The sequence below is a fragment of the Chryseobacterium sp. MEBOG07 genome, assembly GCF_021869745.1.
Taxonomy (GTDB): Bacteria; Bacteroidota; Bacteroidia; order Flavobacteriales; family Weeksellaceae; genus Chryseobacterium; species Chryseobacterium viscerum.
In genome coordinates this window covers 111238-133644 of record NZ_CP084579.1, presented here as the reverse complement: position 1 = coordinate 133644, position 22407 = coordinate 111238, and the positions used below count along the sequence as shown (strand labels likewise).

The 22407-nt window shown below is 36.5% G+C and carries 22 protein-coding genes; 12 read left to right on the top strand and 10 right to left on the bottom strand.

The window, feature by feature from the left end; genetic code table 11:
• Position 1: 1 nt before the first annotated feature.
• The 4 genes from LF886_RS00585 to LF886_RS00570 all read left to right on the top strand — a co-directional run bounded on the left by LF886_RS00585 (position 2) and on the right by LF886_RS00570 (position 4755).
• Complete coding sequence (locus tag LF886_RS00585; protein ID WP_236852186.1) at positions 2-2011, top strand: hypothetical protein; 2010 nt, start codon at positions 2-4, stop codon at positions 2009-2011.
• Positions 2012-3250: a hypothetical protein gene (locus LF886_RS00580; RefSeq protein ID WP_236852185.1), complete on the top strand. Its 1239-nt coding sequence runs from the start codon at positions 2012-2014 to the stop codon at positions 3248-3250. It begins immediately after the preceding gene.
• A 30-nt stretch (positions 3251-3280) separates the two neighbouring features.
• Positions 3281-3619: a DUF6122 family protein gene (locus LF886_RS00575; protein ID WP_185145110.1), complete on the top strand. Its 339-nt coding sequence runs from the start codon at positions 3281-3283 to the stop codon at positions 3617-3619.
• Between the two features lie 65 nt (positions 3620-3684).
• Positions 3685-4755 (top strand): calcium:proton antiporter, encoded by a 1071-nt coding sequence (locus LF886_RS00570; RefSeq protein WP_236852184.1) that lies wholly within the window; start codon positions 3685-3687, stop codon positions 4753-4755.
• Positions 4756-4836: 81 nt separating this feature from the next.
• On the opposite strand, the gene LF886_RS00565 is transcribed toward LF886_RS00570, so the two are convergent.
• The gene (locus LF886_RS00565) at positions 4837-5217 is read right to left on the bottom strand and encodes a group III truncated hemoglobin (RefSeq protein WP_236852183.1); all 381 of its coding nucleotides are present in this window, start codon (positions 5215-5217) and stop codon (positions 4837-4839) included.
• Between the two features lie 200 nt (positions 5218-5417).
• Here LF886_RS00565 and LF886_RS00560 point away from each other — a divergent pair, with 200 nt between their 5' ends.
• The 4 genes from LF886_RS00560 (at position 5418) to LF886_RS00545 (ending at position 8540) form a co-directional block, all read left to right on the top strand.
• Positions 5418-6407: a hypothetical protein gene (locus tag LF886_RS00560; RefSeq protein ID WP_236852182.1), complete on the top strand. Its 990-nt coding sequence runs from the start codon at positions 5418-5420 to the stop codon at positions 6405-6407.
• Positions 6408-6665: 258 nt separating this feature from the next.
• Entirely contained in the window at positions 6666-7637 is a 972-nt protein-coding gene (locus LF886_RS00555; RefSeq protein ID WP_236852181.1) for an ion channel, read from the top strand.
• A complete protein-coding gene (locus tag LF886_RS00550; RefSeq protein ID WP_236852180.1) occupies positions 7638-8126 on the top strand; it encodes a YkgJ family cysteine cluster protein in 489 nt (162 codons plus the stop codon). It abuts the gene before it with no gap.
• A gap of 111 nt (positions 8127-8237) precedes the next feature.
• A complete protein-coding gene (locus LF886_RS00545) occupies positions 8238-8540 on the top strand; it encodes a hypothetical protein (RefSeq protein ID WP_236852179.1) in 303 nt (100 codons plus the stop codon).
• Positions 8541-8582: 42 nt separating this feature from the next.
• On the opposite strand, the gene LF886_RS00540 is transcribed toward LF886_RS00545, so the two are convergent.
• The 4 genes from LF886_RS00540 to LF886_RS00525 form a co-directional block, all read right to left on the bottom strand.
• Complete coding sequence (locus tag LF886_RS00540) at positions 8583-8951, bottom strand: iron chaperone (protein ID WP_236852178.1); 369 nt, start codon at positions 8949-8951, stop codon at positions 8583-8585.
• A 132-nt stretch (positions 8952-9083) separates the two neighbouring features.
• Entirely contained in the window at positions 9084-10442 is a 1359-nt protein-coding gene (gene gdhA, locus LF886_RS00535; RefSeq protein WP_103234953.1) for an NADP-specific glutamate dehydrogenase, read from the bottom strand.
• A 190-nt stretch (positions 10443-10632) separates the two neighbouring features.
• Positions 10633-11742 (bottom strand): DNA-processing protein DprA, encoded by a 1110-nt coding sequence (gene dprA, locus LF886_RS00530; protein WP_236852177.1) that lies wholly within the window; start codon positions 11740-11742, stop codon positions 10633-10635.
• A gap of 33 nt (positions 11743-11775) precedes the next feature.
• The gene (locus tag LF886_RS00525; RefSeq protein ID WP_236852176.1) at positions 11776-12543 is read right to left on the bottom strand and encodes a rhomboid family intramembrane serine protease; all 768 of its coding nucleotides are present in this window, start codon (positions 12541-12543) and stop codon (positions 11776-11778) included.
• 249 nt (positions 12544-12792) lie between these two features.
• Between LF886_RS00525 and LF886_RS00520 the strand changes: the two genes are divergently transcribed.
• A complete protein-coding gene (locus LF886_RS00520) occupies positions 12793-13719 on the top strand; it encodes a DUF3078 domain-containing protein (RefSeq protein WP_236852175.1) in 927 nt (308 codons plus the stop codon).
• Between the two features lie 228 nt (positions 13720-13947).
• Positions 13948-14871, top strand: coding sequence for a DUF3078 domain-containing protein (locus LF886_RS00515; RefSeq protein WP_236852174.1), 924 nt, complete (start codon positions 13948-13950; stop codon positions 14869-14871).
• A 74-nt stretch (positions 14872-14945) separates the two neighbouring features.
• Here the strand turns inward: LF886_RS00515 and sufD are convergent, their stop codons facing one another.
• From sufD to LF886_RS00495, 4 genes are all read right to left on the bottom strand, one after another.
• Positions 14946-16253, bottom strand: a complete 1308-nt coding sequence (sufD, locus tag LF886_RS00510) for a Fe-S cluster assembly protein SufD (protein ID WP_236854350.1) — start codon at positions 16251-16253, stop codon at positions 14946-14948.
• A 165-nt stretch (positions 16254-16418) separates the two neighbouring features.
• Positions 16419-17162 (bottom strand): Fe-S cluster assembly ATPase SufC, encoded by a 744-nt coding sequence (gene sufC, locus LF886_RS00505; protein ID WP_236852173.1) that lies wholly within the window; start codon positions 17160-17162, stop codon positions 16419-16421.
• Positions 17163-17399: 237 nt separating this feature from the next.
• A complete protein-coding gene (gene sufB, locus LF886_RS00500) occupies positions 17400-18848 on the bottom strand; it encodes a Fe-S cluster assembly protein SufB (protein WP_124532675.1) in 1449 nt (482 codons plus the stop codon).
• A gap of 83 nt (positions 18849-18931) precedes the next feature.
• Positions 18932-19261 (bottom strand): HesB/IscA family protein, encoded by a 330-nt coding sequence (locus LF886_RS00495; RefSeq protein ID WP_045491822.1) that lies wholly within the window; start codon positions 19259-19261, stop codon positions 18932-18934.
• 212 nt (positions 19262-19473) lie between these two features.
• On the opposite strand from LF886_RS00495, the gene LF886_RS00490 reads away from it, so the two are divergent.
• Positions 19474-20430 (top strand): GLPGLI family protein, encoded by a 957-nt coding sequence (locus LF886_RS00490; RefSeq protein WP_236852172.1) that lies wholly within the window; start codon positions 19474-19476, stop codon positions 20428-20430.
• Positions 20431-20443: 13 nt separating this feature from the next.
• Positions 20444-21301, top strand: coding sequence for a GLPGLI family protein (locus LF886_RS00485; protein ID WP_236852171.1), 858 nt, complete (start codon positions 20444-20446; stop codon positions 21299-21301).
• Between the two features lie 186 nt (positions 21302-21487).
• Here the strand turns inward: LF886_RS00485 and LF886_RS00480 are convergent, their stop codons facing one another.
• Positions 21488-22351 carry a neutral zinc metallopeptidase gene (locus LF886_RS00480; protein ID WP_236852170.1) on the bottom strand — a complete coding sequence of 288 codons (864 nt, stop codon included), beginning with the start codon at positions 22349-22351 and terminating at the stop codon, positions 21488-21490.
• Between the last annotated feature and the right edge of the window lie 56 nt (positions 22352-22407).

The following is a 22407-nucleotide window of genomic DNA, read 5'->3' as shown; positions in this document are numbered from 1 at the left end:
CATGAAATCTATCTTATTAAAAACACAAAAAATTATTTTTATACTCTTTGGGCTTACACTGGTTTTTGCTCAAAATAGTATGAAAATCCCGTCTGACGCCGTATTTTATATGGAAGTCAACGGAAAACAGCTTAACAATAAAATCAATTGGAATAAACTGAATCCTTTGCTGCACGAACTCAGCAAAAAGAGCAAAGAAACACTTTCATGGACAGATTATTCCAAAACAGGAATTAAATACGATGCTGTTCAATACCATTATGCAAGTTTTAATGATTCCATTAAGACCTACAATACCCATTTTATCATTGATAATAAAGAGAAATTTCAGGAATTCGTTAATTCTGTGAAGAAAAAAGGACAGGAAGTTTCTAAGAAGCCCAACTATTCCTACGTTGATATCAATGATGATGTTTTTGTAGCCTGGAACGGAAGCCGTGCGGTGCTTAGCATGATAAGCTATACCAAACCTTACAAAGACCTTTGGACAACGGAAGCTGTTGCAGATAGTGCTGCCGTTGTTGTTGATACCGCTTATGCAGAGGCAGGAGATAGTGCTTATACCGATGAGCCGGAAAAGCCTTTTAATTATAAAGAAGAAATTAAAAGCCTGAAGCAAGATGTTAAATATCTGAAAGAAAGCATTAAAGATAATAACAACGAGATCGCAAGAATTCAGAAAGATATCAAATACCTGCAGAAGCATCACAAATACCCACAGGAAAAAGAAAATGCAGAGCAGCATGAGGATGAAAATATGCCTGATGAGGGATATGAAGATGATGGGAAAGCCTTCCAAAAAGAGCAGGATTCTATCCGCAGAGAAAACTTCAAGATCGTTAAAAAGAACGCAGAAGATCGTTTTGACCAATACTTCAGTTCAAATTTAGAAATAGAAGTTCCTAAAGAAATGCTGGCTTTCAGAGATGGCAATTCCGATGTTTTTGTCTATACAGACTACGGCAGAATTGTAAATGAAGGAATTTATGGTAAGATGGCGAAGTTCTATAGTTATGGACAGTTCTTCAAAAATATTTACAACTCTAACTATGCTTATAATCTGTATTTTGATAAAGACAAAGTAAGGCTGGTGAATAATTATCAGCACAAAGATGCTGACATTCAAAAGAATATCTCTGCCATTTATAAAGGCAAGAAAAACAAAAAATTGCTGGAATTGATCAATGAAAAAAGCGTTGGCTATTATGCAATGAACGTCAATGGGGCGAAATGTTTTGACATGATGTACAGCCTTCTTCAGAACTCCGGAGAAAATGAGTACAAAAAAGAAATGGAACTGATCATGGAAACCATGAAAATCGTTTTGGATGAAGAAGCCATTACCAAAATAGCACCAGGAAACGGAATCTTTGTTTTAAACGAACTGAAATCCAAAAAAGTAGAATATACTGATTACGAATACGATGCTGATTTTAATGAAAAAGAAGTAAAGAAAACCAAAGAGATCGCTGTTCCTAACTTCACTTTTGCTTTTGCAACGGAAAATGAAGGATATTGGAACCGTATTTTTGATGTACTCGCAACCAATAAAAAACTGGCTAAAAGATTCTCTAAAAAAGGAAACGTCTACACTTTTAAAGAAGAGAAAAACGGAGGGTATATTGATCAACTATTCTTTACCGTAAAAGACGGTGTGGTGTATATGATGAGTTCTGCTGATAATATGTTGCCTGTCAGCCAGTCTGATGTTTCCAGAAAATGGGCGAAAGATTCCGCGAAGTATCCTTTATCCGGAAGATTGGATATTCAGAAACTTTTAACAGGCTTAGATAAAGAGTTCAAAAGTCCTAAAGAAAGAAAAACATTAGAGGCAATCAGAAAAAATGTAGGCGAATTGTATTATAAAACTGAAGTAAAAGGAGAAAGTATCCAGACTGAAATGAATTATAATATTAAAGATTCTTCTGAAAACAGCTTGATGTATTTCTTTGATGTATTCGAGCAGGTTTTTAAAACAAAAGAAAAAGAAGAGAAGCCACAAATTTTATAAATGAAGAAAAAGAAAATTATTGTCCCGTTACTTTTATTGCTCGCTGTTGCAGTATATTTTGTGGTTTTTCATAAAGATAAGAACCTCAGATATATTCCTGAGAACGCAGATGCAGTTGTTTTAATTGATATCAAGAAAGTAACGGGGCAATATCTTTTCAGTTGGATAACCCATCCTTCACATTGGTCCGGAAGCAAAACAAAAGGTAAAAGCTCCGGGTCATTGAAAGATTCAGGAATCAGAATCCCGGATTTTTTACAGATCTTCCATGTAAAAGACAGTAAGTTTTCAGAATGGTACACTGTAATAGAACTTAAAGATCCACAGAAATTCATTGCTTTTTTAAAGAAGCAAAAATTTACAGACAAAGGGAACAATCGCTTTCAGAAGGACCAGATTTTCATTATGCTTAATGGGGACCGCTGTATTGCGGGAACTTCTGACCAGGCTTTTGAAGCCATTCGAAAAAAACTTCTGCAAACTTCCGCAAATCGTGTTTGGAATGCAGATCAGTTTATTGATAATACATTGGGGAGCCTTTCTTTCATTTCAGGAGAGAACATTCAAAACTTTTCGATTGAATTACATGATGATGAGATTGAAATAAAAAATAATGCAAATCAGGAAATCTTTAATTCGATGGCTTCTAAAGTTCAAAAGGAAAGCCACTTCCTGACATTGGAATTAGATAAAGAAAATATCAGGAACTTCAGCCGGTTTTTCAATAAAAGCATTGCGGATTCTTCGCAGGCATCTTACATTAAAGCGGCGGTAGATCTTGAACGCGTTAATGACACCATTATCAGTTATGAGTATGATGACAATTTCAATGAAGTTGAAAAGAAGACCTTTCAAAAGATAACACAGCCTAATTATATCATCGATATCCAATCTAGAAACCCTGCACAGACATGGGAATACTTTCAGTCTAAAAAGTGGATTAATACGGAAAATCAATTCACCGCAATTCCCTTTCAACCCAATGAAATCAGCCAAAATAATAGCGGAGTTGTAATAAAATCGACCAGAAACCCCGTGATGTTATCGGCTCAATTCAACGAAAACTATATTTTCATCAGAAACAATTCCCTGCTGTATTCTTCTTTGAAAATGCTGAATAATACTGAAAAAAAGATCATTTCCGACATAGATTATGTGCTGTATGGGAATAAGTCACAGAATTATTGGGTAAAAATAAAAGCCAAGAAAGGAGAATTACCCTTAATTTTACGGTGGTAAGCATAGAAACCGAAAAATAAATACCTATTAATGGCTCCATCAGACATTGCATTGCTCAAAACATGCACACATTATTTTTTACATTTTGTATTTCCAGTCTTTATTGCATTGGTTTTTTATCCTAAAAACTGGAAGAAAGTATATCTTATCCTATTGGCGACAATGCTGGTAGATTTGGATCATCTTTTTGCCAATCCTATTTTTGATCCTTCAAGAGGAAGCATCGGTTTTCATTTTTTACATTCATATTATGCCATTGCGGTGTATTTTTTGATGTTGTTTTTTAAAGGAAATATCAGAATTATTGGAATCGGGCTTCTTTTTCATATGTTGACAGATTTTCAGGACTTTACGTTCTGGCCTCATTAAAATATTATTAATATTTTCTTTTAATATTGAAAATTCAATAGATTTTTTGTATTTTGTAGTCACTTATGAGACCTAAAGAATTCTTACATTATACTTATATTTTCCCTGTCCTTGCGGTAGGTTACTACTTTTCTGGATTGATGGGGGGAGGAGTTCTTTATGATGTCATTGCCGGTATTTTATTGATCGGGAGTGTCTTATCAGCAGTACATCATGCAGAAGTAGTGGCTCATAAAGTAGGAGAACCTTTTGGAACCATTATTCTGGCTCTTTGTATCACCATTATTGAAGTCGCGCTTATCATCTCGCTCATGGTTGCCGGCGGAGATCAGGCGATCACGCTGGCCAGAGATACAGTCTTTGCCGCTGTCATGCTTATTCTAAATGGAATTCTGGGAATATGTATCCTTGTAGGCGGTGTTAAATATCATGAGCAGTTCTTCGCAAGAACCTCTGCTACTACTTATCTGGTAAGTATTGTTTCCATCCTGGTGCTTACCCTTGTTCTTCCCAATTTTACGTCAAGTGTAAACGGTCCTTTCTATAACGAAGCACAGCTTATTTTTATATCCATTGCCTGTCTGGTGATCTACGGAATTTTCCTGATGGTACAAACAGTGCGCCACAGAAGCTATTTTATCATTCCTGATGAACATCCTGAAGAACACTATATCCCGTCATTGACAAAAACCCTGATCAGTTTTGCCTTCTTGGTCGTTTGCCTGATCATTGTTGTGTTAATGGCAAAAGGACTTTCTGGTACTATTGAAGGGATGGTACAAAGTGTAGGAGCTCCTAAATCTTTGGTTGGGGTAATTATTGCCGCTGTAGTCCTGCTTCCTGAAGGGGTAGCCGCGATTCGTGCCGCAAGAGCCAATCAGATACAATCTAGTTTAAACCTGGCATTAGGTTCAGCTCTGGCAAGTATCGGATTGAGTATTCCTGCCGTTTCAGCAGTGTGTATTATGTATGATATTCCACTGGTACTGGGCTTAGACAAGAAAGACATTATCCTTCTTTCTTTATCAGTCTTTATTGTAATGCTTTCATTGAGCCGCGGAAAGACCAATATCCTTTATGGAACAGTTCTGTTAGTGAATCTGGCGGCCTATATCTTTACGGTAATCGTTCCTTAGAAGGATGTAATGATACAATCGCATTTGCACTTATTTACAAAATAAATCCTCGAAATTTAGAATCCCGGATCCAAGAACTCGCTAAAGTCTTCTTGCCAAATCCATCTTGAAAGCCATCAGCTTTGCTATGTTTTCGGATTTGTAAATCGCCATATCGGCATTTTCTCCAACGAAGTTTTCTTCAATTGTCGTTCGCCAAAGCTCAAGCCATCTGTCAAAATGTTTCTGCTCCATGGCCTGTATCTCATTGATGGGGAAATGTACCCCCATTGGGTTACCTTTATAGGTCATCTGTCCAAAAAGAATAGTCTCCCAAAAAGAATACATTTTAGGAAGATGCTGGTCCCAATCTACTTTAGCGACATCATTAAAGAAAAAACTTATGGTTTCATCTTTAACGACTTTATTGTAAAATGCATTGACTAGGTCTTCAATATCTTCTCGTGATTCAAGCTTTTTCATAGTTCAAAGTTAGTATAAATCATATAAAAAAATCCAGTCTCTAAATTGATAAATTTCATATAAACAGCATTTTAGAGCAAAATATAGGATAATCAGATGGAAAATTGGGAAACATTAAAATTTGATTAATTCGCAAAAAAATGGCTTAAAAAAGTTCATTTTTTGTAAATTTAATTATTAAACACTAAAAAATTATTAAAATGATTAAAAAAATCAATTCTTTTTGGTTTCTCTTATTGATGTTTTCGGTGTCATGTTCAAGAGATGAAGTGAGTGCAATTAATGATGATTCAGCAAAGGTAAATTCTGCTGAAGTAAAGAAAGTACAGCTGACAGAGGCTGAGATGCTGCAGAAAGGCTGGAAAATTGTAGATGAGTTTAAATTGCCGGATAATAATAGTCTGGTTGTAAACAGTTTGGTCAATGAAGAGCGTGAAATCCCTTTCAAGTCTAACCATTTGAAAGATATAGGATATGATATCAATTATTCCGGAGAAAGAACGAGGTTAAAAAATGTTTTTGCATACAATGGCCAAATTCCGGATGGTATTATCTTTAATCCCGATCTGTCCGTAGATGGAGATACCCGGAATACAGCTCCTAATCCTAATGTTTCCATTGTTTTGGGAACTCCTGAGGTAACGATAAAAACAGACGGAATAGATTTGCCGGATAATGCTTATACTACAGAAGCTATTAATAATGGAGATCGTGAAAGCGAAATTACAGTATCCTATTCTTACAAAAAGGGATATTCTACCTCGTGGAAACGTACTGTTTCAGGATCATTTGAAGTGGCGGCATCCGTATCCGTTGATATTCCGTTGGTTGCAAAAGCTTCAGCAAGCACTAAAGTTGTTGTAGGAGGAGATACAACGGAAGGCACAGAAAATTCTGAAGAAATTACAGAAACCAGTACTTATAAAACGATTGTTCCGGCGCACTCTAAAAAGACCATTGCTATCCTAACGAAATTAAAAGGGTCTTCTGTAGAATACTTTGTACCAATGAAATTGAATGGAAGATTGCAAGCCAACTTTTCTTCTCCGGTCAATGGGCATTATTATTGGGCTTTTCCTATTGAAGACTTTCCTAATTTTCTTTCTGATATACACGGAGAGTCGGGGACTGTAAAATCTGTCAGCAATGTAAGTGTTACTGTCATAGAGTCGCCTGCACAAACGATATAAAGTCACTATAATCAATATTGTATAAACAGCAGGAATTCAAAAACTTTCTGCTGTTTTTGTATAGGTTATTTTGAGTAAAAACATCATATAGATCTTTGGGAAAATAATCTGTCATCTGAATGATGAATGTTAAAGAAATGATGACTAAAAAACATAACTTTGCTTTTTTAAATAGTATAAAACAGAAGGGAAGAGCTGATCATCAACCGGCTTGTTTGCAGAGAAATCATTATATAACACAGTCAAAATGATTAAAAAATGACAGGAGGATTCAGAAAAAAAATCCGCCAGAAAAATGCGGAGAACAGTGGCTTCGGAACCAATGCATCCGGAAGATTTATCAACAAAGACGGCCTTCCGAATGTTCAGAGAAGAGGAGTGAATGTTTTCAACAGGCTCAGCTGGTATCATACCATGCTGAATCTCTCTTCATTTCGTTTTATTTCCTATCTGGTCATTGCTTACATTGTGATCAACATTATTTTTGCCATGATCTACTACCTGATCGGGGTGGAGCATCTTACCGGAATTGATAAAAGTGATCCGTTGAATGAATTTATTGATGTCTTTTTCTTCAGCTCCCAGACCTTTACAACAGTTGGGTATGGAAGAATAGCTCCTGTGGGGTTTTTAGCCAGTCTTGTGGCTACTTTTGAAGCTTTTCTGGGATTGCTTACCTTTGCCATTGCAACAGGACTTTTTTACGGACGGTTTTCAAGACCGAGAGCATACCTGAGGTTTTCTGATATAGCTGTTATTGCTCCTTTTCAGGAATCTTCAGCATTAATGTTCAGGCTTGCTCCTTATAAAAATAATGCATTGACAGATGCTGATGTGATCTTGTCGGCGGCTATTGAAGTAATAGAAAATGGTATTGCTAAAAGCAATTTTTACAGACTGGAAACTCAATTAAATAAGATTAATACTCTGGCACTCAACTGGACCGTTGTGCATAAAATTGATGAGAATTCCCCGTTTTATGGCTTTTCTGAAGATGATTTTAAAAATACGGATATTGAGCTTATTGTACAGGTACGGGCGTTTGATGAAGTGTTCTCAAATACAGTAGTTCAAAGATCTTCGTACACTACAGGAGAGATTATTTATGGAGCCAGATTTATCCCGATGTATTATCCAAGCAGAGAAAATATCACGACTGTTTTGGATCTGGATAAAATCAATGAATATAAGAAAGAAGAACTTCCGGATGCCGTGAGAAATAAAGAATAAATGAATTTAGATTTTTATAAAAAACAAGCGATACAAAAACAGAAAGAGCACAAAAAGTTTCTGGACGGATTAAAGAAAAAACCGCCCAAAAACCTTGATTATATCGTACAGGAAACCCATGAGGAAGTTTTTGATGAAATAGACTGTTTACAATGTGCCAATTGCTGCAAAACAACCGGTCCGTTGTATACTGAAAAGGATGTTGAACGTATTGCCAAGCATCTCCGCATGAAGTCTGCAGACTTTGAAGCCAAGTTTCTAAGGGTAGATGAAGATAATGACAAAGTATTACAGAATCTTCCCTGCTTTTTCCTGAACACTGATAATACCTGCTCTATCTATGAAGTAAGACCCAAAGCCTGCCGAGAATACCCTCATACAGACCGTAAGAAGATTTATCAGATTAATAATCTGATGCTGAAAAATACAGTAATCTGCCCCGCAGCATTTGAATTTGTAGAAAGAATGATGAAAAATATAGCAAAATAATTTTTTGCAAAATCCTCTTAAATAATTATAAAGTACGTTAAATAAGCTTCTTACACATAATTTTATAAATGATACCTCGTTTAAGTTAAACAATCATTTAAATATTACATTATGAAAAAGTTATTTTTAACGGCAGCGTTTACATTAGTCGGAGTAATCGCAGTATCAGCACAATCAACACCACAAAAGCCAGCTGATACCTCCACTAATAAACCAACGACAACTCAAACTCAACAACCGAATACACAGACTACAAGTCCTTCGGATCCAAAGAATCAACAGGAAAAAACACCCGCTACCACAATGGAGACTTCTCCCGCAGCTGATCCATCGGTAAGTACAACACCTACGGATGCCACTAAGCCTGCAGATGCTCCTAAAGAAGGAAAGAAAGACAAAAAGAAGAAAAAGTAAATACTTTAGTAAACACTAGTCAGAATCCTGAAATCTTGTATTTCAGGATTTTTTATGTTCCGTTTCTTCTACTTTGAACTGAACAATTGCATGAATCAAATCCAGCGGAAGATCTTCGGTAATCGGAAACTGTACAGCTCCTTTTGAAAATTTATAATTTCTTTCCTCAAAATCTTTCTCAAAATTGCTGATGCCTTCAGCCCCCGGATAGAAACCAATATGCTTTCTATACCCTGCAAAGTAAACCAAAGGTTTTCCTTTATACCTGAAAGTAGGCATCTGGTATCCAATATACTCTTCCAGATCCGAAACCTGTGAGTGAATGGCTTGTCTCAGCTCAAGCAGTTTTTCCTGCACTTCTATTGGAAATAGAAGAATGTATTCATCTATATTTTTAAAAGTGTTTTTCATGACATAAAAATAAAAAAAAGCGCTGCATATAGCAGCGCTTTCTCCTTTCACTTTTTACTTTTTTCCCATTATCCCGGGAACAGGCTTTATCAAAAAAGGTCGGGAATTTTTCCCAACCTTTATTTTTTTCTGTTACACAACTCCTTGAGCCAACATTGCTTCTGCTACCTTTACGAAGCCGGCAATATTTGCACCCTTTACGTAGTTTACATAACCGTCTTCGTCTTTTCCGTAGTCTCTACAAGCTTTATGGATACCGATCATGATTTCCTTTAATCTTGCGTCAACTTCTTCAGAAGTCCAGTTAAGACGGATAGAGTTCTGAGTCATTTCTAATCCTGATGTAGCAACACCTCCAGCATTGGAAGCCTTACCAGGAGAGAATAATACTTTATTGTCTAAGAAATAGTTGATGGCATCTAATGTGGAAGGCATGTTAGCCGCCTCAGTTACACAAACACATCCGTTTTCAACTAGTTTTCTTGCATCATCTAAATCTAATTCGTTTTGAGTTGCAGAAGGGAAAGCAACATCACACTTCACATCCCAAGGACGTTTTCCAGCGTGGAATTCAGCAGATGGATATTTTTTAGCATAATCTTCAGCTCTGTTATTTCCTGAAGATCTAAGCTCTAATAAATAATCAATCTTTTCTCCGCTGATACCATCTTTATCGTAGATATATCCGTCAGGACCAGAAACCGTTACTACTTTAGCCCCTAGTTCAGTTGCTTTTTTGATAACTCCCCAAGCTACGTTTCCGAAACCTGATACAGTTACTATTTTACCTTGGAAATTTTGTCCGATAGTTTTAAGCATCTGCTCAGCGAAGTATACAACACCGTATCCTGTAGCTTCAGGACGGATTAATGAACCTCCGTAAGCAAGACCTTTTCCTGTAAGAACTCCGGTAAACTCGTTTCTGATTTTCTTGTACTGTCCGAATAAATATCCGATTTCTCTTGCTCCAACACCGATATCTCCTGCAGGTACATCTGTTTCAGGACCGATGTGCTTACATAGTTCTGTCATGAAAGCCTGGCAGAAACGCATTACTTCCATATCAGATTTTCCTTGTGGATCAAAATCTGAACCTCCTTTACCACCTCCCATTGGAAGAGTTGTCAGAGAGTTTTTGAATACTTGTTCGAAAGCTAAGAACTTAAGAACTGATAAGTTTACAGTAGGGTGGAAACGAATTCCTCCTTTGTATGGACCAATTGCAGAGTTCATCTGAATTCTGAAACCTCTGTTAACCTGAATTTCTCCTTTGTCATCAACCCATGGAACTCTGAAAATAATAATTCTTTCAGCTTCAGCCATTCTTTCAAGCAGCTTCATTCCGGTATATTCTTTTTTAGTAGCAATGAACGGAATTACAGTTACGGCAACTTCTTTTACGGCCTGTAAGAACTCTGGTTCGTTAGGATTTTTTGCTTCAATTTTTGCAATAAACTCTTGGATTTTCTGGTCAATATTATATTGTTCCATATATTAAGGTTGAATATTATTGTCAACAAATTTAATTTTTTTTTCAAGATTCACAACACTATATTTTAAGATTGTTAAAAATTAAATAATAATGTTTCATAATATTATTAAATTGATAATTTGTGTTTAAATTTTATTAAAAATGAAATGTTATGTATGAAATAATGCAATATTAAGAAATCATTAATTCTTAAATTGCCACAAATTGCCTCCCGGAAAATGATTTTACTTTCCCTAAAAGTTCCAATTCTAAAATTATTGGTAAGATTTTGTGAGTAGAGACATCCATTTTCTGTGACAAATCGTCCAGAGAAATCTGGGGATGCTCTTTTATAGATTGATATATTAAATGTTGATTATCAGACAGTTTTATTATGGTCTCGCTGTAAGGAAATAACTCTTCAATTTTTTCTTTAGGACCATTCAACCCCAGTAAGCCGATAAGATCTTTTATGGTAGAAATGGCTGTCGCTTTGTTATGGAAAATCAGTTGATTACACCCCTGACTGCAGAGGTCTGTGATTTTTCCCGGTAAGGCAAAAACATCACGGTTGTAGTCATTGGCAAAAGCTGCTGTACTTACTGAGCCTCCCCCAAAACCGGTTTCCACGACAATAGTTGAAGGTGATATTCCCGCCACAATTCTATTTCTCTGGATGAAGTTTTCACGGTCTGGTTTTCTGGAAGAACTGAACTCTGTTACTAATGCTCCTCCTTCCTGAAGAATTTTTTCTGAAAGTTTTCTGTTTTTTGCCGGATATAAATATTGAAAACCATGGGCAAGAACTGCTACTGTAGGTTTTTGGTGATGAATAGACTGCTCGTGAACCTCTTTGTCCACTCCTAATGCCAAGCCGCTTACCGATATATATTTTGAAGATTGCGTGGCCTCAAAAAAATCCGCAATAAACTGTTGGCCATAGGCTGTCATATTCCTGGATCCTACCATGCTTATTGTGGAAAGAGTATCATCAAGGCTTCCTTTTTGGTAAAGTATAGCTGGAGCATCCGTACATTCATTAAGGAGAGAAGGAATTTCATTAAGGTGTCTAAGCTTGATTTGGATATTATGCTTTTCGCAAAATTTTAATTCTTCTTCTGCGAATTTCAAATGATCCTTGTTGCCAATATCAGAAACAGTTTTTTGTCCTATTCCATCAAGTTGTTTATATTCTTTCTTTGCTCTTTTCCATGCTTCCTGAGCACTTCCGAAAGTACGCACCAGTCTGTGAAAATGGATGTCGCCAATCTGGCTGCATTCGCGGAGAGCGATGGCGTAAAAATATTCTTCGGAGATCATGTGTGTGTTTTTTCAAATGTAGTGAAATAAGCTTTATCTTTTTCTTAATTCATCCAAATGATCCCAGATGTCATCTCTTTTCTTGTAAGGAAGCTCCATGAAGTCTTCCGGGTGATTTTCCTTGTATTCCTGCCACAGTTTATCATCCTTTTCATTATAATAATTAGGGAATTCCCAAATGAATTTTTTCTTCTTTTCCCCAACATTTTTAAAAGCAAATGCAATGATACTTCCCACTACCGCTCCGGAAAGATGGGCCTGCCATGAAATCTTACTCGGTTCCTGCATATTATAGAACAATTCTTCCGGAAGCATTCCCCACACTAAACTTCCATAATACAAAACGACAAGCATTGATATGGTCAGAAGTTTTGTATTCCATTTGAATACGCCGCTGAAAAAGAGGAAAAATGCAAGAACATATACCACACCACTGGCTCCGATGGTACAGGTGTACATATATTCGCCGGTGAGAATGTCAATAGGAGGAAGCAGCCACACCAAAAGTCCTGTTGCTAGCCAGCCGATAATGAAAACCTTGTTCGCAACTAAAGGATAAAACTGATAGAGCAGAAACATCAATGCCGCTATCGGGATTGAATTTCCTATAATATGATCGATATTTCCGTGTAAAAGGGGAGATGTAACTATACCCAGCAGTCCTTCTGGCAAAAGCGGAATGATGGCTCCAAAACAGCTTTGAAAAAAGCCCTGCATTTGTAAAAAATACCCGAACCACATCGCAGATAGCATCAACAATGGGTATATAACTGCTTTTTTGGAAATTACATTTTTAAACATGAGGATTTTACGTCAAATCAAAAGCCAATGATAAATTTCGGAAAATTTGTCGATGAATATGGATCTATCAAACTGGTTTTAAGACAAAAGGTATCAAATTTATTTTTCAAACTTATTATTTTGGCATTGATTTTATAGAAATATAAGTTTTAGAAGTAATTCAACTGTAAGGAAATTGGATTCTTTAAAGCAGAATTTACCTTTAAAAAAAAAATATTAATATTTTTGTACCGAAAATTATTTACAGTAATGAAGAAGTTTTTATTGATTCTTTCCATTTTTATGGGAATTTATGCAAGTGCACAAGAAGAATTGAAAAAAGATTCCGTAGTGGTAGACACAGTAAAATACTGGTCAGTTTTAGGAAAAAATACAGTAATGATCAACCAGGCTGCCTTTTCAAACTGGGTAGGTGGGGGAGCCAACAACGTGGGATGGCTTGCCGGTGTCAATTACAATCTGACCTATGAAAAGGATAATGATCTTTGGGAGAATATTATTATACTGGGCTATGGGCAGAATGATACGAAGGGATTGGGAATAAGAAAAACCCAGGATGTTATCAATGTTTCTACCAATTATGGGAGGAAGTTTTCAAAAAGCTGGTATTTCTCTGGAGGAGCAGGGCTTCAGTCCCAGTTTGCCGCAGGGTATGAAGATGGGAATAATCCTGAAGCAAAGAAAATATCGAATTTTATGGCACCAGGTTACGTGAATGTCGGTATGGGTATCACGTACAGACCTAATGATGATCTTACGGTCACTTTACGTCCTACCAATGCCAGATGGACTTTTGTATTAGACAAAGACCTTCAGACGGCAGGAAGTTATGGTTTGAAAAGCGATGGTGATACTTCCTTATTACAATTCGGTTTTCTGGGAACGGCAATATATAAACTGAAAATAATGGAAGATATTTACTTAACGAATACAGCTTCTGTCTTTTCAAATTATCTTGACCGTCCGGACAGATTGGTCCTTGCGTATGGAGCATTATTGAACCTGAAAGTAAACAAGTATATCTCATCCAATGTGACATTAGATTTGCTGTACGATCACAATCAGATAGAAAAAACGCAGCTGAAACAGACCCTTGGAATTGGATTCGCCTATACCCTGAATAATGGGGTGAAAAGATCTGAGCGTAAAGACAGCCAATGGTGGATAAAAAAATAATATAGAATCATATATTCAATAGATAAAAACACTTCAGAAATGAGGTGTTTTTTGCTTTTAAAATACTGTCGTTTTAAGTTGGTTTAAGTTCATAATGGATATGGGTTATCTTTAAACGAGTTGTTTTCATGGTGTTATGAGGCTAAATTCGCTTATGTTAAATTCATTTTAAAGTGAATTTTCTTCCGGCGTAAATTATTATTTATACATTTGTAATAAATCGACATTATGAAAAAACTTTTATTGATCAGTTCCATTTCTTTTGGAGCGATAGCTTTGGCGCAAGAGACTAAAACAGATGCTCCGGCAGTAGACACCGTTAAAGCCTGGTCTATTCAGGGACAAAACACATTAATGCTTAATCAGGCTGCCTTTTCAAACTGGGTAGGTGGGGGAGCCAACAACGTGGGATGGCTTGCCGGTGTCAATTACAACATGACTTATGAAAAAGGGAAAGATCTTTGGGAAAATATTATTATTCTGGGCTACGGACAGAACAATACTCAGGGAACGGGAGTGAGAAAAACTCAGGATGTCATCAACCTTTCTACAAACTATGGTAGAAAATTTGCTGAAAGCTGGTATTTCTCAGGAGGAGTCGGGCTTCAGACTCAGTTTGCTCCGGGATATGAAGATGGGAACAATCCTGATGCTAAGAAGATTTCCAATTTCATGGCTCCGGGATATTTAAATGTGGGTGCAGGGGTTACCTACCGTCCTAATGATAATTTGACAGTGACTTTACGTCCGGCCAATGGAAGATGGACTTTTGTCCTGGATAAAGATCTTCAAACTGCAGGAACGTATGGTCTTAAAAATAATGGTGATTCATCACTTTTCCAGTTTGGTTTCCTTGGGACAGCTATCTATAAGATCAAAATCATGGAGAATATTAACCTGACCAATACAGCGTCTGTATTTTCAAATTATCTGGATCATCCAGATAGATTGGTGTTGGCTTATGGAGCGATCTTAAATATGAAGATCAATAAGTATATTTCATCCAATATTACCCTGGATTTGCTGTATGATCATAACCAGATATGGAAAACACAGTTGAAGCAGACATTAGGCGTAGGTTTAGCCTATAACTTTGATAACGGTAAGAAACGTTCAGATAATAAAGATAACCAAGGCTGGTTAAAGAAATAAAGCGGAAATAAACCAGCTAAAACTATAAAAGCACTTCAAAAGAAGTGCTTTTATGTATCAATATATATAAAGTTTTAAAATTCTATATCTACTCCTAGTTTCTCAGCCAATAGCTTTGAAATTTTTTCTTTTAGAGGCTCTATATCAATATTTTGCATAGCATCATTTGCGAAAGCATATAAAAGCAATGCCTGAGCTTCTTTTTTAGAGATTCCTCTTGCTCTCAGGTAGAATAAAGCATCTTTATTCAGCTGACCTACCGTACATCCGTGAGAACATTTTACATCATCTGCAAAGATCTCCAACTGAGGTTTTGTATCAATGGTTGCCCCTTCACTTAGCAATACATTGTTGTTTTGCTGATAAGCGTTTGTTTTCTGAGCAATTTTATCTACAAAAACTTTTCCGTTGAAAACTCCGTGAGCATTGCCATCGAAGATTCCTTTGTAGTTCTGGTAACTTTCACAGTTCGGGAAGTTATGGTGAACCGCTGTATGGTGATCTACCAACTGATCTTTTCCGATGATGGTGATTCCGTTCATGAATGAATTGATGTTTGATCCATTATGAATAAAATCCAGGTTATTTCTTACCAGTTTACCTCCGAAAGAGAATGTATTTACAGTCGTTACGCTGTCTTTCTCCTGTTTTGCGAAAGTACTGTCAATAAGATAAGTTGTATTGTTATCATTTTGAAGCTTGTGCCAATCTGCTTTTGCGTTTGGATAAGTAAAGATCTCCGTTACAGAGTTAGTCAATACATATGTGCTGTCAAAATTATGGTGGCTTTCAATCACTTCTACTTTTGCTCCTTCTTCTACGATCAAGAGGTTTCTTGTATTGTAGAACGTATTTTCCTCTTGATTTTGAGAAATATAAAAAACGTGGATTGGCTTTTCAATCACTACATTTTTAGGAACCTTAAGGAAGAAACCGTATTTGCAGTAAGCAAGGTTTAAGTTGGTAAAAGCCTCGTCTTTAGAAGCTGCCGTGTTGAAATATTTTTCAAAAACTTCTTTATGCTTCTCGTCGTTCAATGCGTAGTTGAATGAAAGAAACTCTACATTTTCAATAGAAACTTTTGAAAGTTCCTTGTGAAGTTTACCGTTTACAAAAACAATCCAATCAAAATTTTCCTCTCCAAGGTGCAATTCATCAAACTGCTCTTTAGTAATATTGTGGCTCTCTTTCGGGAAGAAGTTATAGCTTTTTTCCGTGATCTCCTTTAGATTGGTATATTTATATTCTTCGTCTTTTTTTGTTGGAACGCCAATGTTTGCAAATCTCTGAAGAGCCGCTTTTCTTTCATCATCCAGAAACCTGTGACGAAGACTCTCCAAAAATTCATTATGGTTCTCTATAATTTGTTCTTTTAATGCCATTACTGGTATATCTGTGGTTTGCACCATTTTTTCTTTTTATTTTGAATTAAAATATTGTTATTCCAAACAATGTGGAACCCAATTTTTAATATTAGAGATTCTTCATTTTGTTACGTTTCATGAATAATCGCAGAAAACTTTAATCTCTGAAATAATATATTCTTCTTAGTTAAGAAGCCAGTCGTACCCTTTTTCTTCAAGTTCTAACGCTAAAGATTTATCACCCGTTTTGATGATTTTTCCGTTAGCTAAAACGTGAACGAAGTCAGGCTGAATATAGTTAAGCAATCTCTGATAGTGAGTAATCAAAAGAACTGCATTTCCTTCATTTTTAAAGTGGTTTACCCCATCTGCAACGATTCTTAGTGCATCGATGTCCAATCCGGAATCGGTTTCATCAAGAATAGCCAATTTAGGATTCAGCATCATCATCTGAAAAATCTCATTTCTTTTCTTTTCACCTCCTGAGAATCCCTCGTTCAATGATCTTGAAAGGAAATCTTTCTTGATACCCAACTTTTCAGATTTTTCACGGATCAATGCAAGCATTTCTTTTGCCGGCATCTCTGTCAGTCCGTTTGCTTTTCTAGTCTCGTTTAAAGCAGCTTTGATAAAGTTCGTTACAGAAACTCCCGGAATTTCCACTGGATACTGGAAAGAAAGGAAAATCCCTTTGTGAGCTCTATCTTCTGGAGCGTCTTCGCTGATGTCTTCCCCTTGGAAAAGAATTTCTCCACCAGTTACTTCGTAATCATCTTTTCCAGCGATTACAGAAGATAGGGTAGACTTACCAGCTCCGTTGGGTCCCATGATAGCGTGAACTTCGCCCGGCTTTATTTCAAGATTAATACCTTTTAATATTTCTGCGCCATCTTCAATTCTGGCGTGAAGGTCTTTAATTTGTAACATTCTTGCTAACTTTTGCTTTTATAATTGTGTGAGCTTCTCCTGTATATACATTATGTCTTTATTTGGAAATTTCTCCAACAGACGGATAGAAGCTTTTTATATTTTATGTTTGTTATAATCTTCTGTGAAGACTAGAACTTATATTTCCGTTTATAACGGTTTTTGATCTCATAAAAACGCTGAAAACCTTGCCATTATATCAGTTAGTTTTTATTTGAGAGATCCTTTTTGAAGGATTTATCCTACTGAACCTTCTAATGAAATTTCTAACAATTTCTGAGCTTCAATAGCAAACTCCATCGGAAGCTTGTTTAAAACTTCTTTACTGAATCCATTTACAATCAGAGCGATAGCTCTTTCTGTATCAATCCCTCTCTGGTTACAGTAGAAAATCTGGTCTTCCCCAATTTTTGAAGTCGTTGCCTCGTGCTCTAACTGTGCAGTAGGATCTTTGATTTCAATATAAGGGAAAGTGTGTGCTCCACATTCATTACCCATCAATAGAGAGTCACACTGGGAGAAGTTTCTTGCTCCTTTTGCAGAAGGCATTACTTTTACCAATCCTCTGTATGAATTTTGAGATTTTCCCGCAGAAATACCTTTTGAAATAATCGTTGACCTGGTATTTTTACCAATGTGAATCATTTTTGTTCCTGTATCAGCATACTGGTGATTGTTGGTTACAGCAATAGAATAAAACTCTCCAATTGCATTGTCCCCTTTAAGGATACAAGATGGATACTTCCATGTTACTGCAGAACCCGTTTCAACCTGTGTCCATGAGATTTTTGCATTTCTTTCGCAAAGCCCTCTTTTCGTTACAAAGTTGAATACCCCTCCTTTACCTTCTTCATTACCAGGATACCAGTTCTGAACGGTTGAGTATTTAATTTCAGCATCATCCATCGCGATCAGCTCTACAACTGCTGCGTGAAGCTGGTTTTCATCTCTTGATGGTGCTGTACATCCTTCAAGATAAGAAACATAGCTTCCTTCATCTGCAATCACAAGAGTTCTTTCAAACTGTCCTGTTCCTGCCTGGTTGATACGGAAATAAGTGGAAAGTTCCATTGGGCATCTTACCCCTTTAGGAATATAGCAGAAACTTCCGTCAGAGAATACTGCGGAATTCAATGCTGCATAAAAATTATCTCCTCTTGGAACTACTTTTCCTAGATATTTTCTTACTAAATCTGGGTGATTCTTAATCGCTTCAGAGATTGAACAGAAAATAATTCCTTTTTCTGCCAATGTATCCTGGAAAGTAGTTTTCACAGAAACTGAATCTATTACAATATCTACAGCGACACCAGAGAGTCTTTTTTGCTCTTCAATATTGATTCCTAATTTGGCAAAAGTTGCCAATAATTCAGGATCAACCTCGTCTAAACTTTCCAGTTCAGGTTTTGCTTTTGGAGCAGCGTAGTAACGGATTGCCTGGAAATCTGGTTTTTGATATTTGATATTTGCCCAGGTAGGCTCTACCATTTTCAGCCAGATTTTGAAAGATTCCAGTCGCCATTCAGTCATCCATTCCGGCTCTTCTTTTTTAGCAGAAATTGCACGGACGATATCCTCATTCAAACCAATTGGGAAGTCTTCATAATCTATCTTCGTTTCCCAACCGAATTCATATTTTTTATTTTCTAGATCGACTCTTAAATCGTCTTCTGTATATTTACTCATTATTTTTTTTAGATTTCAGATTTTAGATTTCAGAATTCAGAAGTTACTCTGAGATCTGAAATCTAGGATCTAATGTCTTTTCACTAAAGACTAAATGATTCCCCACATCCACATGTTCTGGATGCATTCGGGTTGTTAAAAACAAACCCTTTTCCGTTCAATCCTCCTGAATACTCAAGAGTTGTTCCTGCTAGATAAAGGATGGATTTTTTATCTATGATAATTTTGATGTTATTATCTTCAAAAATCTGATCTGCGTCTGTTTTTTGGTTATCAAACTTTAAAACATACTCTAAACCAGAGCATCCGCCGCTTTTCACCCCTACTCTTATATAATCTTCAGCAGGGTTAAAACCATCTTCCGTCATCAACTGGATGGCTTTCTCCTTTGCATAGTCTGATACTTTTATCATTGTATTTATTTAGAATGATTTAATGATGCAAAAATACGAACTAATTTCCGCAATCTCAAATCGAAGATGTCTATTTTAATGATTATGATATTAATAGCGACTTTGGAGGGATCATTTATGTTAAAAATAGATAAAATTGTTATCCTTGTGTGAAGATTTTATTTCTAGCTTTAACCTTGAATCGTATTTTCGATCTATAAATAAAATTGGTAATGAAACAAAAAATAACTGTTTTTTTTGTGCTGTTTTTCACCGCAGTGTCTTATGGACAAACGACAAGATTTGTTTATGAAACCCTAGTAAACCCAGATTCAATCAATCTGGTAAGTATGAAAAGTGAAAGAACTTTTCTGGATATTAAAGGAGATCATTCTCTATTTATTAGTGAAAATAAATTGAAAAGAGACTCTCTTTTTGCTTCCTTAAGGTCAGAAATGAAGGAAACTCATAAAAAAGAGGAAAAAGATTTTTCAAAACCGGAAGGAGGTAAAAATCTTGAACCTACTTTCTTTGAATATTTTATTACTAAAAGTGTTCCGGATCAGAAAGTATATTACTACGAAAAGGCGGCCGGAAAACAAATTTATTATCAGGAAGACAAACCCATACAATGGGAAACGACCAATATTGTTGAGAAGCAAAATGGATATTCTGCTCAAAAGGCAGTCACGGAGTTTGGAGGCAGAGTCTGGACAGCATGGTTTACAAAAGAGATACCTCTCTCTGACGGACCGTACAAATTTTCAGGATTACCTGGATTGATTGTAAAACTGGAAGATGACAAGGGGGATTATAAATTTGATCTTGTTAAAAAAATGATAGTCAAAAATGCTTTTGAAGAACAGATAAACGCTGACGCAAAACAAAGTACAAGAGTTAATTTCCATGGAGATAAAGCTGCGCTGGAGATGGAGTTTGGTAAAAACAGAAGATCTATGGCCGGAAATAATGGAGGAGGAAATATGAATCTTGAAGGAGGAAGACGCGGAAACGGTATGGGCGGTGGCGGCATGAATGGAGGAGGAATGAGAGACGGAGGTCACGGAGGTGGCGGAATGCATAGAGGAATGAGTGGAGAAAGCCAAAGTTTTCCTACACAGCAGAATTCATCTATAGAAAGTCACTCTTTTACGGGGAGTATGGTCCAGAATCCAATTGAATTAAAATAAAAGAAAAATATAAATGAAAAAATTAGGTATCATCGCATTGGCACTCTTCATCCAGAATGTTTCTGCACAGACAAATAGGTTTGTGTATCAGGTGACTATGAAACCGGATGCAGAAAACAAAACAGATATCAAAACAGAAAATGCATATCTGGATATTTCTTCCGAAAAATCTGTATTTTATTCTGAAAACAGAATCAAAAGAGACTCTATCATGCAAAAAGCATTTCAGGGAGGAGGTGGAAGAGGAAGCATCAACAGAGATCAGATGGAAGGCTTGAGAACGAATATCAACTATTCTATAGAAAAGGATAAAAAGAACCAAAAGACGTATTTTAAAGACAGAATTGGCCGTGATGTTTATTCGTATGAAGAAGACAGACCTCTGAACTGGAAAATTGAGTCGGAGACAAGAAAAATAGGAGAATATAAAGTTCAGAAAGCTGAAGCAGACTTTGGCGGAAGGAAATGGACTGCATGGTTTACCACTGATCTTCCTTATCAGGATGGACCTTACAAGTTTGGAGGCCTTCCAGGATTGATTGTAAAAGTAGAAGATGACAAAGGAGAATATTCTTTTGATTTAATGAAAAATTATAAGATTCCAGAACTTCCGACATTAAACCAGTTTGGAAACACGTTGAAAGTGAAAAGAACAGATTATTTAAAGCAGCAGCAGAAATTTATTAGTGACCCTATGTCATTCATGAATCAAGGCGGCGGACAAGGTGGATTTTCGACTACAGTGAGAGTTGGGGGAGGAAGAGGACCTGGAGGAGGCGGAAATCAAAATCCTGGCGATTTTAAGAAAAGAATGGAAGAAAGGGTAAAAGAAGAAGCGAAGAAAAATTCTAACCCAATCGAATTGCAATAAATAATAAATGCGGTCTCACTCTGAGACCGCATTTTATTTTGTATGCTATTTAAAACATTAAGAAAATTGATGGTTAAGATCCATTAAGATTCATCTTTCCAAGATGATAAAGCAGACTGCTTATCAATAGCTTTAGCTTTTATCTTAATGATACTTAACTTTTTAACGACTCTTAATGGTTCAGTATTATTTCAAAAGCTGATTGAAAGTATCACCCTGTCTGATATCACCGGTGTTATAGCCTTTCATAAACCATTCTTTACGTTGTGCAGATGATCCATGAGTGAAGCTTTCCTGGTTAACATATCCTTGCCCTCTTTTCTGAATATTATCATCTCCTACAGCTTCCGCTGCATCTATTGCAGATTCAATATCTCCGGGCTCCAGAATATGTTTGCTGTCATTGGTTCTTTTCGCCCAGACTCCGGCATAGAAATCAGCCTGTAATTCTGTAGCAACAGATACTTTGTTCATTTCAGCCTCAGAATATCTTCCGCTTCTTCTTAATGCATCTACTTTTTGAGTAGTACCTAAAAGAGTCTGCACATGGTGTCCTACTTCATGGGCCAAAACATAAGCTACCGTAAATTCCGTTACTTTAGCCCCGAATTTTTGCTGTAGTTCACCAAAAAAACTCATATCCATATAGACTTTCTGATCAGCGGGGCAATAGAATGGTCCCATGGCAGACTGAGCTGTACCACATGCTGAAGAAGTTGTATTTTCAAAAAGAACAATACCCGGATCAGTATAAGTCATCCCATTTTCTTTAAAAATCTGATTCCAGGTCTGGCTATTCCATGCATCCATCATTTTGACCATTTGTCCGATTTGTTTTTCACCGGCTGTAAGCTCTCTTTGTTCCCCGGAGTTTCCTGAAGACTGCATACTGCCGGAATTCAGAATACCGGATGGATCACCTCCCAAAAAGAATACGATAGCTGCTATAATTAAAGTTCCAAGTCCGCCACCTACGATCATACCACCACCTCCGCCTCCGGAACCACGGCGGTCATCAACGTTTCCGCCTCTGTCGTCTGTCCATTTCATACTAATAAATTTATTGGTTAATTTAAATATTTTAAGCTAAACTATAGCGGTAAAAT